Origin of the sequence: Sphingomonas caeni, from assembly GCF_026013415.1 — a bacterium.
Classification (GTDB): domain Bacteria; phylum Pseudomonadota; class Alphaproteobacteria; order Sphingomonadales; family Sphingomonadaceae; genus Sphingomonas; species Sphingomonas caeni.
Map to the genome: position 1 here is coordinate 206,243 of NZ_JAPDOK010000005.1, position 14,076 is coordinate 220,318.

General features: G+C 65.1%; 16 protein-coding genes and 1 tRNA gene. 8 read left to right on the forward strand and 9 right to left on the reverse strand.

Annotated elements, in window-relative coordinates; all coding sequences use genetic code 11:
* Positions 1-72 precede the first annotated feature (72 nt).
* From OF829_RS14245 to OF829_RS14255, 3 genes are read left to right on the forward strand one after another with little or no spacing between them, the layout of a single operon-like run.
* A complete protein-coding gene (locus OF829_RS14245) occupies positions 73-345 on the forward strand; it encodes an acyl carrier protein (protein ID WP_264940750.1) in 273 nt (90 codons plus the stop codon).
* Positions 342-962, forward strand: coding sequence for a hypothetical protein (locus tag OF829_RS14250; RefSeq protein ID WP_264940751.1), 621 nt, complete (start codon positions 342-344; stop codon positions 960-962). Before OF829_RS14245 ends, OF829_RS14250 begins: the two co-directional genes overlap by 4 nt.
* Positions 950-1,723, forward strand: coding sequence for a hydrolase 1, exosortase A system-associated (locus OF829_RS14255; RefSeq protein WP_264940753.1), 774 nt, complete (start codon positions 950-952; stop codon positions 1,721-1,723). Before OF829_RS14250 ends, OF829_RS14255 begins: the two co-directional genes overlap by 13 nt.
* On the opposite strand, the gene trxB is transcribed toward OF829_RS14255, so the two are convergent.
* Positions 1,720-2,691: a thioredoxin-disulfide reductase gene (gene trxB / locus OF829_RS14260; RefSeq protein WP_264940754.1), complete on the reverse strand. Its 972-nt coding sequence runs from the start codon at positions 2,689-2,691 to the stop codon at positions 1,720-1,722. The genes OF829_RS14255 and trxB overlap by 4 nt on opposite strands.
* A gap of 373 nt (positions 2,692-3,064) precedes the next feature.
* Positions 3,065-4,489, reverse strand: a complete 1,425-nt coding sequence (locus OF829_RS14265; RefSeq protein ID WP_264940755.1) for a tyrosinase family protein — start codon at positions 4,487-4,489, stop codon at positions 3,065-3,067.
* 574 nt (positions 4,490-5,063) lie between these two features.
* On the opposite strand from OF829_RS14265, the gene OF829_RS14270 reads away from it, so the two are divergent.
* The 3 genes from OF829_RS14270 to OF829_RS14280 all read left to right on the forward strand — a co-directional run bounded on the left by OF829_RS14270 (position 5,064) and on the right by OF829_RS14280 (position 6,951).
* Complete coding sequence (locus tag OF829_RS14270) at positions 5,064-5,384, forward strand: metalloregulator ArsR/SmtB family transcription factor (protein ID WP_264940756.1); 321 nt, start codon at positions 5,064-5,066, stop codon at positions 5,382-5,384.
* Positions 5,381-6,094, forward strand: coding sequence for a hypothetical protein (locus OF829_RS14275; RefSeq protein WP_264940758.1), 714 nt, complete (start codon positions 5,381-5,383; stop codon positions 6,092-6,094). Before OF829_RS14270 ends, OF829_RS14275 begins: the two co-directional genes overlap by 4 nt.
* A 470-nt stretch (positions 6,095-6,564) precedes the next feature.
* Positions 6,565-6,951, forward strand: a complete 387-nt coding sequence (locus tag OF829_RS14280; RefSeq protein WP_264940759.1) for a hypothetical protein — start codon at positions 6,565-6,567, stop codon at positions 6,949-6,951.
* Between the two features lie 138 nt (positions 6,952-7,089).
* Here the strand turns inward: OF829_RS14280 and OF829_RS14285 are convergent, their stop codons facing one another.
* A complete protein-coding gene (locus OF829_RS14285) occupies positions 7,090-7,476 on the reverse strand; it encodes a hypothetical protein (protein ID WP_264940760.1) in 387 nt (128 codons plus the stop codon).
* Positions 7,477-7,749: 273 nt separating this feature from the next.
* Between OF829_RS14285 and OF829_RS14290 the strand changes: the two genes are divergently transcribed.
* Positions 7,750-8,394 (forward strand): DUF4815 domain-containing protein, encoded by a 645-nt coding sequence (locus tag OF829_RS14290; RefSeq protein ID WP_264940761.1) that lies wholly within the window; start codon positions 7,750-7,752, stop codon positions 8,392-8,394.
* A gap of 146 nt (positions 8,395-8,540) precedes the next feature.
* On the opposite strand, the gene OF829_RS14295 is transcribed toward OF829_RS14290, so the two are convergent.
* The 4 genes from OF829_RS14295 to OF829_RS14310 all read right to left on the reverse strand — a co-directional run bounded on the left by OF829_RS14295 (position 8,541) and on the right by OF829_RS14310 (position 11,710).
* Positions 8,541-8,617, reverse strand: a tRNA-Met gene (locus tag OF829_RS14295).
* A 55-nt stretch (positions 8,618-8,672) separates the two neighbouring features.
* Positions 8,673-9,182, reverse strand: coding sequence for a 2'-5' RNA ligase family protein (locus OF829_RS14300; RefSeq protein ID WP_264940762.1), 510 nt, complete (start codon positions 9,180-9,182; stop codon positions 8,673-8,675).
* Positions 9,179-11,101, reverse strand: coding sequence for a potassium transporter Kup (locus tag OF829_RS14305; RefSeq protein WP_264940763.1), 1,923 nt, complete (start codon positions 11,099-11,101; stop codon positions 9,179-9,181). Before OF829_RS14305 ends, OF829_RS14300 begins: the two co-directional genes overlap by 4 nt.
* A 138-nt stretch (positions 11,102-11,239) precedes the next feature.
* Positions 11,240-11,710, reverse strand: coding sequence for an Lrp/AsnC family transcriptional regulator (locus OF829_RS14310; protein WP_264940764.1), 471 nt, complete (start codon positions 11,708-11,710; stop codon positions 11,240-11,242).
* Between the two features lie 133 nt (positions 11,711-11,843).
* Here OF829_RS14310 and ald point away from each other — a divergent pair, with 133 nt between their 5' ends.
* Positions 11,844-12,950 (forward strand): alanine dehydrogenase, encoded by a 1,107-nt coding sequence (gene ald, locus OF829_RS14315; protein WP_264940765.1) that lies wholly within the window; start codon positions 11,844-11,846, stop codon positions 12,948-12,950.
* A gap of 42 nt (positions 12,951-12,992) precedes the next feature.
* Here ald and OF829_RS14320 read toward each other — a convergent pair whose 3' ends face one another.
* Positions 12,993-13,655 (reverse strand): tetratricopeptide repeat protein, encoded by a 663-nt coding sequence (locus OF829_RS14320; protein ID WP_264940766.1) that lies wholly within the window; start codon positions 13,653-13,655, stop codon positions 12,993-12,995.
* Complete coding sequence (locus OF829_RS14325; RefSeq protein WP_264940767.1) at positions 13,652-14,062, reverse strand: cytochrome c-type biogenesis protein; 411 nt, start codon at positions 14,060-14,062, stop codon at positions 13,652-13,654. The genes OF829_RS14320 and OF829_RS14325 overlap by 4 nt, the downstream gene beginning before the upstream one ends.
* Positions 14,063-14,076: the final 14 nt, after the last annotated feature.

Genomic DNA, 14,076 nt, shown 5'->3' on the forward strand with positions numbered 1-14,076 from the left:
GCTACCCTTAGCCTTGGCAGCACGCGCGCCAACCCTTACGGCAGCGAAAAAATATACGCAGGGAAGATCATCGTGCTGCCCGACGGGAAGCTGGAAGTCGAAAATGCCGTGCGCGCGGTGCTCCGCGACGTGCTGGGGCTCAGCGAAGCGCGCGCCGCCGCGTTCCGCGAGGGCACGCCCTTGTTCGGGGCGCTGCCCGAACTCGATTCGCTCGCGGTCGCGGGGGTACTCACCGAGCTCGAGGATCGGCTGGGCATATTGATCGAGGATGACGAGGTCGATGGCGAGATGCTCGAGACCTTTGGCGCACTGACCGAATTCGCCGCGGCCAAGGCGCTCAAATGATCGATCATTACGACTGGCCCGGCGGGCGCGAGGCGATGATGCGCTTCGGGCCTGCCGGCGGGCCGGTCGTGGTCGCGGCGCTCCCGCTCTTCGAGGAAGCGAACCGGACGCGGGCGTTCATGGTGACGATCCTGCGCGGGCTTGCCAGCCGGGGAATCGCGAGCGCGCTGCCCGACCTGCCAGGTCAGGGGGAGAGCCTGCTGCCGACCGGCGCGGCGAGGCTGGCGGCGATGCGCAATGCCTTTGCGGCCGTTCCGGGCGCCTATACGATCGCGATCCGCAGCGGCGCGCTGCTCGATGCGGGCGCGCGCAAGGGCCGCTGGCACCTGGCGCCCCAGCCAGGGGCCGATCTTGTGCGCGAACTCGAGCGGGTGCGGCAGGCTGGCGAGGCGGAGGATTTCGCCGGCAACATCATCTCGCCGGAATTTCTCGTCGAGCTGGTGGGTGCGGAACCTGATCCTGCGCGCGTCGTCCGCCTGGAGAGCGATGCGCGGCCCGCCGATCTCACCGTCCCCGGCGCCCCGCAATGGCGCCGCGCCGAGCCCGACAACGACCTCGTCCTCGCCGCCCTGCTCGCCGACGATATCGCCGCCTGGATTCGCGCATGCGAAGGCTGATCGAATTCCCCTGCGCGGGCGAGACGCTGGTCGGCACGCTCGATGAGGCCGCGGGCGGCACCGGCCTGCTGATCGTGTCCGGCGGCAACGAGATCCGCGCCGGGGCGCATCGCGGTATGGCGCTGCTTGGCGCACGCGTCGCGGCGGAGCTGGGCACACCGGTGTTCCGCTTCGATCGGCGCGGGATCGGCGATTCGTCGGGGGTCAATGGCGGGTTCGAATCGAGCGTCCAGGATATCGCCGCCGCTGCCGCGACCTTCACCGCTGAAGCGCCGCACGTCCGCCGCCTGATCGCATTCGGCAATTGCGACGCGGCAACCGCGCTGGCGCTGTTCCACAGCGTCGCCGGGATCGATTCGCTGCTGCTCGCCAATCCCTGGGTGGTCGAGGCCGAGGGCGACCTCCCCCCCACCGCCGCGATCCGCGCGCGCTATGCCGAGCGGCTGCGCGATCCGAAGCAATGGGTGCGGCTGGTACGCGGTGGGGTCGATATCAAAAAATTAATCAGTGGCTTATCGAAGATTTCGCATAGCCAATCTGAGGAAAACTCGAACCTCGTCGCGCGTATGGCGGACGCGCTGGCCGCCAGCGGAACGCCCGTCACCATCCTGCTCGCCAAGGGCGACAACACCGCGATTGCCTTCCGCGCCGCGTGGAAGGGCTCGGCGCGCATCGAGGAATGCGACACCGCCAGCCACAGCTTCGCGCATGAAGCCGACAAGGCGTGGCTGTTCGAACGGGTGAAGGAAGCGCTCGCTTAAGCGGGCGCGTGCGCCTTCGCTTCGAAGTCGGTTTCCGCGAGGAACCGCTCGGCATCCAGCGCCGCCATGCAGCCGGTTCCCGCAGCGGTCACCGCCTGGCGGTACACCTTGTCCATCACGTCGCCGCACGCGAACACGCCCGCCACGCTCGTCCGCGTGCTCCCGGTCTCGACCTTGATGTACGAATCCTCGTCGAGCTCGAGATGCCCACGGAACAGCTCGGTCGCCGGATGGTGCCCGATCGCGACGAAGCCGCCATCGACCTCGATCGTCGACAGCTCGCCCGTCACCGTATCGCGCAGCTCGATCCCGACCAGCCCGGCCACCCCGCCGCCATCGATGAAGCGCTCGACCGCCTTGTTCCAAAGCACCTTGATCTTCTCGTTCGCGAACAGCCGGTCCTGCAGGATCTTCTCCGCGCGGAAACTGTCGCGCCGGTGGATCAGCGTGACGTCATGGCTATGGTTGGTGAGGTAAAGCGCCTCCTCGACCGCGGTATTGCCGCCGCCGATAACCGCGACCTTCTTGCCGCGATAGAAGAAGCCGTCGCAGGTGGCGCAGGCGCTCACGCCCTTGCCCTGGAGCAATTTCTCCGAATCGAGCCCCAGCCATTTGGCCTGGGCGCCGGTGGCGATCACCAGCACATCGCCGACATAGACCGTCCCGCCATCGCCCACGAGCCGGAAGGGCCGCTGCGACAGGTCGATCTCGACGATCGTGTCCCACATCATCTGCGCGCCGACATGCTCGGCCTGGGCCTGCATCTCCTCCATCAGCCAGGGGCCCTGGATGACGTCGCGGAAGCCGGGATAATTCTCGACATCGGTGGTGGTGGTCAGCTGACCGCCGGGCTGGATGCCCTGGACGACGATCGGGGCGAGCCCGGCGCGCGCGCCATAGATGGCGGCGGAGAGCCCGGCGGGCCCCGAACCGAGGATGAGCATACGGGTGGAATGGGTAGCGGTCATGAGTCCATCTAGGGTGTGCGCGTGCTCGTGCGCAACAGATTGGACTCGACTATCCACAGCGCAATTGCGCGGGGACGAACCTTATGTTTCGCGCCCGATAGCCGGGCTGCGCACGGGTTCACACTGGGTCAGAGCACCAGCCAGACCAGCGCGCCCCAGAAGAGGAACGACACGGTGACCGCGATCAGCAGGCCGCCCCCCGGCGGCATGGTGCGATCGTCGCGTTCGATCATCGACGGCGGTATTTCCTGTAGCGACCTCATACTCCCCACCTCCATTGTGGGATCATTCTCCTGCAACTTCCTTTTAGAACCGTTGCTGAACCGATGTCGTTCCGGGAAAGATGCGATCGGGGTTCGCACGGAGGGGGCCGTTAACCCTCCAGTGCGCCCTCGATCCGGTAACGGCCGATGCCGATCACCTTGCCTGCGGGCGCGCCATCGGCGTTGATGCGGACGAAGCTGAGAGCGAGCGTGGGCGTCTTCAGCGCACCCTGCTCGCTCACGAGCCGCTTGACGACCTCGGTCGCGGGGATCTCGATCCGCGCGGCGCCCATGCCGGCATGGTGCATGGCGGCGGCGATCTGGAACGGGCCGATCGTGCCGAGCAGCCGGCGCTCGTCCTCGTCAAAGCCCTGGCCGGTGAGCCCCGCATAGATTTTGTAGAAGAAGCCGCCCTCGGTGCCGATTTCGGTGAGCGTCACCTCCTCGAGCACGAGCACCAGCTGCTCGCGCACCGATTCGAGCTCGGGGGGCGGCGCGGCGTTGGCGCGCTTGCCGCCGCCGGGCGCGGCCCCCACCCGCGGGATCGGCGGCGCGGCGCCCTCCAGCCGGTGGACGGTGACGAGCGGCGTACCGACCGTCACCGACTCCTCGCCGAGCGACAGTTCCTCCGCGCCGGTGTTCCCCAACAGGCGTGGCCCCGGCGCGGCCCCCACCCGCGGCAGCGGCACCCCGCCCTCGGCCCCCGGCGCCACGCTTCGCACGATCGGCGGCGGTGGGGCGGGCAGCGCCAGATCGGCATAGCGATAGCCGAGCGCCTCGCACCCGAGCGCACGGTTGCGATCGAAGACCAGCCCCGCGGGAAACTCGAACCGCCCCTTCCAGTAATCGGCTTGCGGAGGCGGCATCGTCCGCCCCTGCCCCGCCGCGATCCAGGCCGACCAGAGCCGATCGACATTGGCGTGGTGGAGCCAGAAGAGCAGATCGAGCGGCGACTGCATCGTCGCCATCTTGCCGCCGACCAGATTATGGACATTGTTGTGCGGCGATCCCTCGATCTTCGCCTCGAACGCGCCATCGAGCCCGCGCTGGAACGCGGTCACCCCGGGCTGGAACGCCGCATAGCCCAGCGCCGGCTTCACCCCGCTCCCCTTGCGCGGCTCGTAGAGCGGGTTGGAGACGCCATTGCCCTTGGTGAACTCGGCCGGGATCGCGGGCGCGGCGAAATAGTCCCAATAGGGTAGCCGCAGCGCATCCACCCCCGAAAGCTCGCGCAGCTTCGCCTCGAACAGGAACAGATAGCCGCGGTGCCAGGCGAGGAAATAGTCCTTCCCGTGCGGGCAGAAATGCTGGTGGATATCCGCCCAGAAGCGCAGGTTGTCGGGGCTTTCGGGGTCGGTATCGGCCTTGAGCTTGCCCACCGCCTTCACGAACGCGGCGTAATGCGGGCCCTTGGCGAAGCTGCTCCACGGCTCGCGCGGACGCACGGCGGGCGGCACGAACCCCGCGACCGGCCCCAGCGCTGTCCCGGCCCCGACTGCCGCCAATGCCCCCAATATGGCGCGCCGATCCAGCATCACGTTCCCCCGATTCGTGGCGGGCATCATGGCAGGCGGTGGGAAGAATGATAGCGGAGCACTGCCCGCCCCCATCGCTGGCGCGCCAGGCTGGGCCGTCCCAGCATGTGAAAGTTGACACTAGCTTCACACTATCGCGCATCTTCACGGTCCTGCGGCTTGTGTGGCTCAGACGTCCCGGCATGTGAAAGGTAACACTAGGGTGACACTGGTCGGCGGGTTCTCCGCCGCGCAGTTCCTGGGCGAATGCGCTTCATTCGCTTCGTGAGGATCGAGTCAAAGAGCGGCCGGAGCGACCGGCACGGCGAGCCAAGCAGGCGAAATCCTACATTGCAAGACCTTGGGCGACAGGCTCGATCGGCCGCACAAGCTGAGATGGCATCGCCGCCCAACCCCTCTGTATTCCATCCTGCCTGGTCCGGCGCTGACTAGGAGTGACGTCCCTATCGGAACTGAAATCTGGGTCGAATGAATACCGAGATCGGGTCGGTCGCGGTCTGTCGGCGAAAGACCGGAAATGGGTGGTTAGCGGACGTCCATTGACTTTCGTATTTTCCTAATTAGGAAAGTAACGATGGACAAGGCTTTCAAGGCGCTCGCGTCGACGGCCCGTCGGCGCATCCTCAACCATCTTGCTGGCGGCCCGATGACGGTCAGCGAGATCGCCGCCAAGTTCGACATGGCGATGCCGTCGATCTCGAAGCATCTCTCGGTCCTCCACGGTGCGGGACTGGTTCACCAGCAGAAGCGCGGCCAGCACATCATATATTCGATCGCCGCCGCTCATCTCGCCAACAGCCTCTACAGTTTCCTGACGCCCTTCTGCCCCGAGGCGCGCAAGATCAGTGCCGAGCGGAAAATGACGCGGCGTCGATCCAAGGGAGATGCTACATGAGTATCGCGGGCGAAGCGTCGGAAGGTGCATTCAAGGTCAATTCGCTGGGTGATCTCGAGCATGCCGACGCTGGGAGCGGCCGGCTCAAATGGGATGTGCCGCGCTCGATCTGGAACATGTCGTTCATCGCAGGCGCGCTGATCCTCGGGCCGCTGTTCTTTAGCTGGAACGGCGTTATCGTCTTCCTCGCCCTGTCGGGGTTCACCCTGTGCGTTGGCCATTCGGTCGGCTTCCACCGCCGTCTGATCCACCGCAGCTTCGATTGCCCAAAATGGCTTGAGCGAGCGATGATTTATGTCGGCGTTTTGGTCGGCATGGGCGGGCCACTATGGACCGTCGGACTGCACGACATCCGCGACTGGGCCCAGCGTCAGGCGGATTGCCACTGGTTTCTCCGGCATGGCAAGTCAGCGCTGGCCGATGGCTTCTACTATCTCAATTTCAGGCTGCTGTTCGACAAGCCGCCGCAGTTCGATGCGGGCCCCGGTATTGGTGACGATCCTTTCTACAGGTTCCTACAGCGGACGTGGATGTTGCACCAAGTTCCAGTCGCTCTCGTCCTATTCTGGCTCGGTGGTTGGTCGTGGGTGGTGTGGGGCGTGGTCGTGCGCGTGGCCGTCTGCTTCACCATGCACTGGTATATCGCGCATGTCGCGCATCGTCGCGGGCATCAGGACTGGTTCGTCGAGGACGCCGCCGTCCAAGGCTAAAATATCGGCTGGCTCGCCATCCCTACCATGGGCGAGAGCTGGCATTGCAACCACCATGCCTTCCCGGCGTCCGCTAGGCACGGCCTTTATCCCGGCCAAGCCGATCCAGGGTTTCGGTTCGTCCAATTCCTAGAATGGATCGGGCTCGCGTGGGACGTCCACGTTCCTCACAATCTTCCGCCGCGATCCGCTATTACGCCCTTGACCGACCGCGCGCTTAGCATTGCGGCGCCCGGCCAAGAGGCATTGTCGCTAGAATGGGCACACAGGCACCATTAAGCCAATGTCCGCAACTGGGTCGCGTCCTGCCCGACCGCTATTAGCGCGCCCGCCCGGTGCTGGAGTGACCGAGATTGGGTGGATTTCTGTCCGGCAGCTCCGGCGATGGAGGGGTGGAAAGCCGCCATTGCCACGTTAGATAATGTGCAAAGCGCCGCCTGGGCTCGGCGTGCTTCGGGCGGAGAAGATGAATGGAAGATGCTGCTACGCCGATCGTGATCGAGCTGGCAAAACTGTTTTTCCGGCTCGTTTTGGCTGTCTCGCCCAATTTTGACCGAGCCTTCCTGCGCTGCCAGTCGGACCAGAACATGACAGAGACAAAGGGGTCTTACATCGAGGGACCGAAGATTGAGATTATCGATGCTATGGGAAAATCAGATTATTTTCACCCAATGGGCAAGCTTGTGCCCGAGCTATTTGCGGCTTTCGGCAAGGACAAGGGCGTGTTGCTGCTGACCGTGGATAAAACCTTTGAATACAATTTCGACTTTGAGTGGCACGACTTGACCCGTTGGAGGATCACCAAGCTAGGCGGCGGAACCGGCGTGCCAGACGGCATAGACACGAGCGACGTTTAAGACAGCCGCGAAAGACAGCTCTCGGTGCGTTTATCAGAACCGATCAGCTTCCGCTTCTGGGTCGGTAGCAGTCCGTCCGCTTTCGGCATCGACGTCGCTCCCGACGAATGGCTGGGAAGGGTGGAAAGCGGACGTTGGTTAGCTGTTCGACGCTGGAGTGTCGTATCCGCCAAAAGGCCCGAACACGGTTCGGTATTCAGCCATGCTCTCGTAGAACTCCGCTTGGCTCGGCATGGCCGCACGTTGCTCCGGCCACTGCGATGAAACGAACCCGTCGTAATCTGCGGCTGGCATCTGATTAACCGTCGTGGGGCTCTCTGGAACCGAATACCCCATGGCTTCAACGGCTTGGATCGCAGCCCATGCTGCCGTTGTTGGGTCGTCGCCACGGCAGAAAACCTGAACGTAAGCGCCAATCAGCGGAGCTGGAAGTTGCTCCGAACCCGCTCGAACGTGCAGCGGCACAATCCACACGGGCATTTCTGCCAGCGGATGCTGTCTTTCGTTCTTACCAAATAGCCGCATCAGTCCCCCCCGATCTCCCATTTGTAGCTGCGCCGGGCGAACGTCTGCAACTGGGTCGCTTCCTGCCCGGCTGCTATTGGCGCGCGCCCGGTGCTGGATTGACCGAGATTGGGTGGTTAGCTGCCATAGCCGCAACCTCGCCGTCATGAGTTTTCCGACTGGCGGATTGGTGCTTCTATTGCTCGCGTCTACGCGTGCCTGTTACGCCTAGTCAGCGCGTGGGTCCTGCGCCTAGCTTGGCGCGTGTCTAACTATCGTGCGAGAGGGGGGTTCATGAATCGCATCGGAGAGAGAATTGCCGGCGCGGCGATTGGAGTAGTCCTGCTGGCTTCGTGCGTTACCCGGGCGCCAGGTAACAGCGCGGCGCCTGCTGCAAGCCTCGCGGGGCTGCGCCTGGAAGTGCCCTGTGCGAATCCGAAGTTCAACCAGGACACTGAATGCCACTGGGACCAGAACCTGCTGCAGTCCGCCGATCCTCAATGGAAACTCAGGCGCGAGATTGTGCGGACTTTTGGCGGCAAGCCCGGGACGACCTACCAGGTAACCATGCGTGTGCGCGGCGTGGTCGAGCCCAAGAACTTCACCGGGGGCACCGTTCAGTTCGAGCACTTCCAGACCGATGGCACGCCGGTCAAGAACGACTACAACTTCTACAGCCTGCACGTCTCGGACCCCGAAGCGACTTACACCTTCAATCGCAACGAGGAGAAGGTGGGTCACTACACGTTTCCCATCGACTATCGCGTGACGATTCCGATTCGCGGCGGCGCGACGGTGACGATGGGCGCGTACGACTCCAATGACGTGGCGATCGCCAACCACAAACATTTCGTGGTGGCCGGCGTGCCGCCGGCACCTGCGCCTTTCGACGGGCAGTTCTTCCAGCTCGATGTGGAGTCGGTGAGGGCCGCCCGCTAGGGCGGCGCAGGTCAGGAGTGCAGAGGCATCTGTGGGGCTCGCCTGCGCCGGGTATTGGGTCGGAAGCCGACCGGCAGCTTTCAGGCCTGCGCCGGCCACGGGCGAATATGCTCTCGAAGCGGAGGTGACAGGTCGCAGCGTTGAAATGGTAGCGGAGGAGGGACTTGAACCCCCGACCCCAGGATTATGATTCCCGTGCTCTAACCAACTGAGCTACTCCGCCCTACCAAGGCGTTCGCCGAAGCGAGGGCGCGCCATAAGTCCCGTGCCGCGAGCGGTCAAGCGAACATGTGCCGCGAATGGGGCTCCCAGGGGCCGCCGCGGTACCACCAGCTCGCCAGACCCGCGATCTCCACTTCCCGGGCGACGAAATCGCGCTCCAGCGCCTTGATGAGGGTCTTTGCCAACACCGGCGTCACCTTGTTCTGGATCGTGACGTGCGGGCGCCAGCGGCCCGCGTCCGCAGGCATCAGCAGCCCGGCAAAGGCCGCGACCAGATCCTCGCGAATCGCGGTCAGCTCGGGCGCTTCGATCCGGTAGGCGACCCCGCGGCCCAGCGTCATCAGCCCGCTCACCTTCGCGCGCGGCGCGCGGATGCCGCGCGTGGCCTGACTGAGGCGGTGCTTGAGTTCGTCCGCGACCGAGGGCGGGAGATGGTGGAACAAGGTGAGGTGCGCCTCGACGACATTGCGCTCGGGCGGGAAATGCTCGCGGCGGAGGTGATTGAACCAGCTCTGTTCGGACCGCTCGAACAGCGCGGTGACGATCAGTGGCGCGTTCCCGCTCAAATCTCGACCTGGCTCCCCAGCTCGACCACGCGGTTGGTCGGCAGGCGGAAGAATTCCATCGCGCTTTCCGCGTTCCTCAGCATCCAGGCGAACAGCTTTTCGCGCCAGATCATCATCCCCGGCCGGCTCGACGGCAGCAAAGTCTGGCGCGCGAGGAAGAAGCTGGTGTCCATCATCTTGAACTCGGCGCCGCACTGCTTGACCATCTTGAGCGCCGCCGGGACGTCGGCCTCCTGCATGAAGCCATATTTGATCACCATGCGGTGGAAGCCCTTGCCCAGATCCTCGAGCAGGAAGCGGTTCTCGTCGGTGACGTAGGGCGAATCGGTGATCTTCACGGTCAGCAGGATCACGCGCTCGTGCAGCACCTTGTTGTGCTTGAGGTTGTGGAGCAGCGCGTGCGGCACGCCGTCGGGGGTCGAGGTCATGAAGACCGCGGTGCCGGGGACACGGCTGGCGGAGTTGGCAGCCGAATCGATGAAGATCTTGATCGGCATCGCGCTCTCGCGCAGCCGCTCGATCATCAGCTTGCGGCCCTTCGACCAGGTGGTCAGCAGCGTGAAGATGATGAAGCCGACCAGCAGCGGGAACCAGCCGCCATCGGGCACCTTGGTGAGGTTCGCGCTGAAATAGGCGAGATCGACGGTGAAGAAGACCGCGAGCAGCGGCCAGCTATAGCGCCGGCGCCACTTCCACAGCACCGACAGGACGACCGCGAGCAGGCAATTGTCGATGAACATCGCGCCGGTGACGGCGATGCCATAGGCCGCGGTCAGGTTCGACGAGTTCTGGAAGAACAGGACGAGCAGGATCACCATCACCATCAGCGCCCAGTTGACGAGCGGGATATAGATCTGCCCCGCGGTCGAGGCGCTGGTATGTTCGATGCGCAGGCGGGGGATGAAGCCGAGCTGGATCGCCTGCTGCGTGACCGAGAAAGCGCCCGAGATCACCGCCTGCGACGCGATGATCGCCGCCATCGTCGCCAGCACGACCAGCGGCAGCTGGAGGTTTTCGGGCGCGAGATTGTAGAAGGGGCTCACCAGCGCGCTCTCGCCCACGCGGATCAGCAGCGCGCCCTGCCCCATATAGTTGAGGATCAGCGCGGGCAGGACGAAGAACAGCCACGAGACGCGGATCGGGTTGCGCCCGAAATGCCCCATATCGGCGTAGAGCGCCTCCGCGCCCGTCACCGCCAGCACCACCGATCCGAGCGCGAGGAAGGCCGGCAGCGGATCGCGGATGAAGAATTCGAGCGCGTGGACCGGCGACAGCGCCTGCAGCACCTCGGGGCTCTGGACGATGCTGATCGTGCCGAGCGTCGCGATCACCGCGAAATAGATGAGCATGATCGGGCCGAACAACAGCCCCACCCGCGCCGTGCCCGTGCTCTGGATCGAGAAGAGCAGGACGAGGATCACCACCGCGATCGGCACCACCAGCCCGGCAAAGGCGGGCGCCGCCACCGCGATACCCTCGACCGCCGAGAGCACCGAAACCGCCGGGGTGATCATCGAATCGCCATAGAAGAGCGCGGTCGCGAACACGCCGAGCAGCACGATCCCCGCGGTCCAGCGCTTCTGCCCCGCGCGGCCCGAGATCAGCGCGAGCAGCGCCAGGCTGCCACCCTCGCCCTTATTGTCGGCGCGCATGATGATGGTGACATATTTGAGCGTCACCACGACCATCATCGACCAGAACATCAGGCTGATCACGCCCATGATGTTGGTCTGGTCGAGCGTCAGGTGATGGTGGCCGTGAAAGGTCTCGCGAAACGCGTAGAGCGGGCTGGTCCCGATATCGCCGAACACGATGCCGATCGCCCCGAGCGCGAGCTTGAGGATGCCGTCCGTGGCGTGGCCATGCCCGGCGTGCGGATCGTCGTGAGCCGGTGCGGGCTCGGATGCGGTGGTGCTCACAGGGAGTACAGCTTGGCCTGGGGGCAGCGAACGGAATTGGTCATGCGACCTGGGTTCTCTTCAAGGTGCGCGGGCCGTTAGCACGTGCAACATGGGTCCGCAACGGACATCGAAATATGGGTATGGGCTCCCTCCCGCTCAAGCACCTCCGAACAGCGCCTGCGCCTCGCTGCGGGTGGGCACCGAGCGAAGCACGAAGCTCGAATTGATCGTCATCACGCCGGGAAGCCGCCCCAGATGCTCGCGGTGGAGCCGCTCATAATCGTCGAGGTCGCGGCAGAGGATCTTGAGCCGGTAATCCTGCCCGCCCGAGACCAATGCGCACTCCACCACCCCGTCGATCGCCCCCACCGCGCGCTCGAACCGTTCGAGATCCTCCTCGACCTGGGTGCCGAGGGTAATGTCGACGAGCGCGGTCACCCGGAACCCCAGGCGCCGGTGCCCCAGCCGCGCCGCATAGCCGGTCAGATGCCCCGAGGCCTCGAGCGCCTGGATGCGCCGCGTGCACGCCGATTGCGACAGCCCCACCGCGTTCGCCACCGCGCTCACCGGCGCGCGCGCGTCCACCGCGAGCAGCTGGAGGATTGCACCGTCAATTCTGTCAATCACGCATGAAATCCCGGATATTTTTCCCATGATAGCATATTCATGCGCTCACGCCAGTCATCGCGCACATCTTTGCAGGGATTCGCACCGGAGCTTTGGGCTATAGGGCGCGTTATACGGCCATAGGAGAGGTGCCATGCGCGTTGGCGTTCCCAAGGAAATCAAGAATCACGAATATCGTGTCGGCCTGACCCCCGCGTCGGTCGCCGAGCTGGTCCATGCGGGCCATGACGTGCTGGTCGAGACCCAGGCCGGCATGGGCATCGATTTCGGCGACGAGGCCTATACCAAGGTGGGGGCGAAGATCGCCCCGAACGCCGCGGCGGTATTCGCGGGCAGCGACATGATCGTGAAGGTCAAGGAGCCGCAGCCGCAGGAAATCGCGCTGCTCGAGCCCCGCCACCTGCTCTTCACCTATCTCCACCTCGCCGCGGACAAGCCGCAGGCCGAAGGGCTGATGAAGTCCGGCGCGACCTGCATCGCCTATGAGACGGTGACCTCGAACTCGGGCGCCCTCCCCCTGCTCAAGCCGATGAGCGAAGTCGCGGGCCGCATGTCGATCCAGGTCGCCTCGCACTATCTCGAGAAGGAACAGGGCGGCCGCGGCGAATTGCTCGGCGGCGTCCCCGGCGTCGCGCCGTGCAAGGTCGCGATCCTCGGCGGCGGCGTTTCGGGCATCAACGCCGCGCAGATGGCGGTCGGCCAGCGCGCCGACGTGACCATCTACGACATCAACAATGAGCGGCTCGCCGAGCTCGACATGCATTTCGGCAGCCAGATCAAGACCGCCTATGCCTCCAAGGCCGCCATTGCCGAAGCCGTTGCGCGCTCGCAGGTGGTGATCGGCGCGGTGCTCGTCCCCGGCGCCGCCGCGCCCAAGCTCGTCACCCGTGACATGCTCAAGACGATGATGCGCGGTTCGGTGCTGGTCGATATCGCGATCGATCAGGGCGGCTGCTTCGAGACCAGCCACGCCACCACCCACGACAACCCGGTCTACGAGATCGACGGCATCATCCATTATTGCGTGGCGAACATGCCCGGCGCGGTCGCGCGCACCTCGGCCTTCGCGCTCAACAATGCGACGCTGCCGTTCGTGCTCAAGCTGGCGAACAAGGGCGCCGAAGCCGCGATGATGGGCGACAGGCACCTCGCGATGGGGCTCAACGTCTCCGACGGCAAGATCCGCCACGCCGCGGTCGCCGAGGCGCTCGACCTGCCGTTCGAGGCCTGGAGGGAGTAATTCCCTACACACCTCTCCCGCGAAAGCGGGAGAGGGCTAAGACTATTCGGCAGGCGGCTCGGCGAGCATCTGCTTCTGCCGGGCCGCCTGTTCGGCGATCCGCCGGTCGAGCCAGTCGAGCTGGGCCATCAGCACCTGACGATAGCCGACATCCTCCGGCGTAAGCGCGACCGCGCGTGCCCAGAACGGCCGCGCCTCGGCGAGCGCCCCCATACGGACATACGCCAGCCCCAGGAAGAAGGGCGGCCCCGGGTGCTGCGGCCACAGCTTCATCGCGCGGTCGAAGGCGAAGCGCGAGGCGGGCGAGACGCCGCGGTCATGGTTGGAAAATGCCGTCCCGAGGCCGGTCCAGAGCGACGCGTCGCCGGGCGACTTGATCGTACCCGCCTGCATCACCGTCACCGCCAGATCATATTTTCCGTCGCGCGTGAACGCATCCGCCGGCGCGAAATATTGGCGCGCGAAGTTGAACTCGCCGAACATGGCGTTGCGCAGCAGCACCTCGTCGGGATCGAGTTCGCCGGTCTTGTCGGCCTGGCTGACCGGATGCCCCTCCAGCCCCGGCATTCCCTGCCAGGCATAGCCGGTGGCGCCGAGCGTCAGCGCGGTCGCGGCGATCGTCCACAGCCGCGCGGGAAAGCCGATCACGATCAGCACCGCGCCCGCGATCACCGCGACGAGCAGCAGGATCACCCAGCCCATCATTCCGCTTCCTCCTTGCCGAACGCCTCATCTTTTCCAAAAGACCTGCGAGCGACGAACAGCCCGATCGCAATCAGCAGGATCGGCGTGAGCCAGAGCGGCGCGGTGAGCCAGTTGAACGGGGGATCATAGGTGACATAGTCGCCATAGCGATCGACCAGCCAGGCGCGGATTTCCCCGGGCGATTTGCCTGCCTGAACCTGCTCGCGCACCTCGGCGCGCATATTCCCCGCCATCTCGGCGTCCGAATCGGCGATCGACTGGCCCTGGCAGACCAGGCAGCGCAGCGATTCCATCAGCGCCTTGGCGACGGCTTCCTGCTTGGGGTCCTGCAGCTGCGTGTAAGCGAGCGGGGGCGGCGGGAGGCGTGAATCGGCGAGGGCTTGAGGCGCCAGAACCATTATCGTCATCCCGGCGAAAGCCG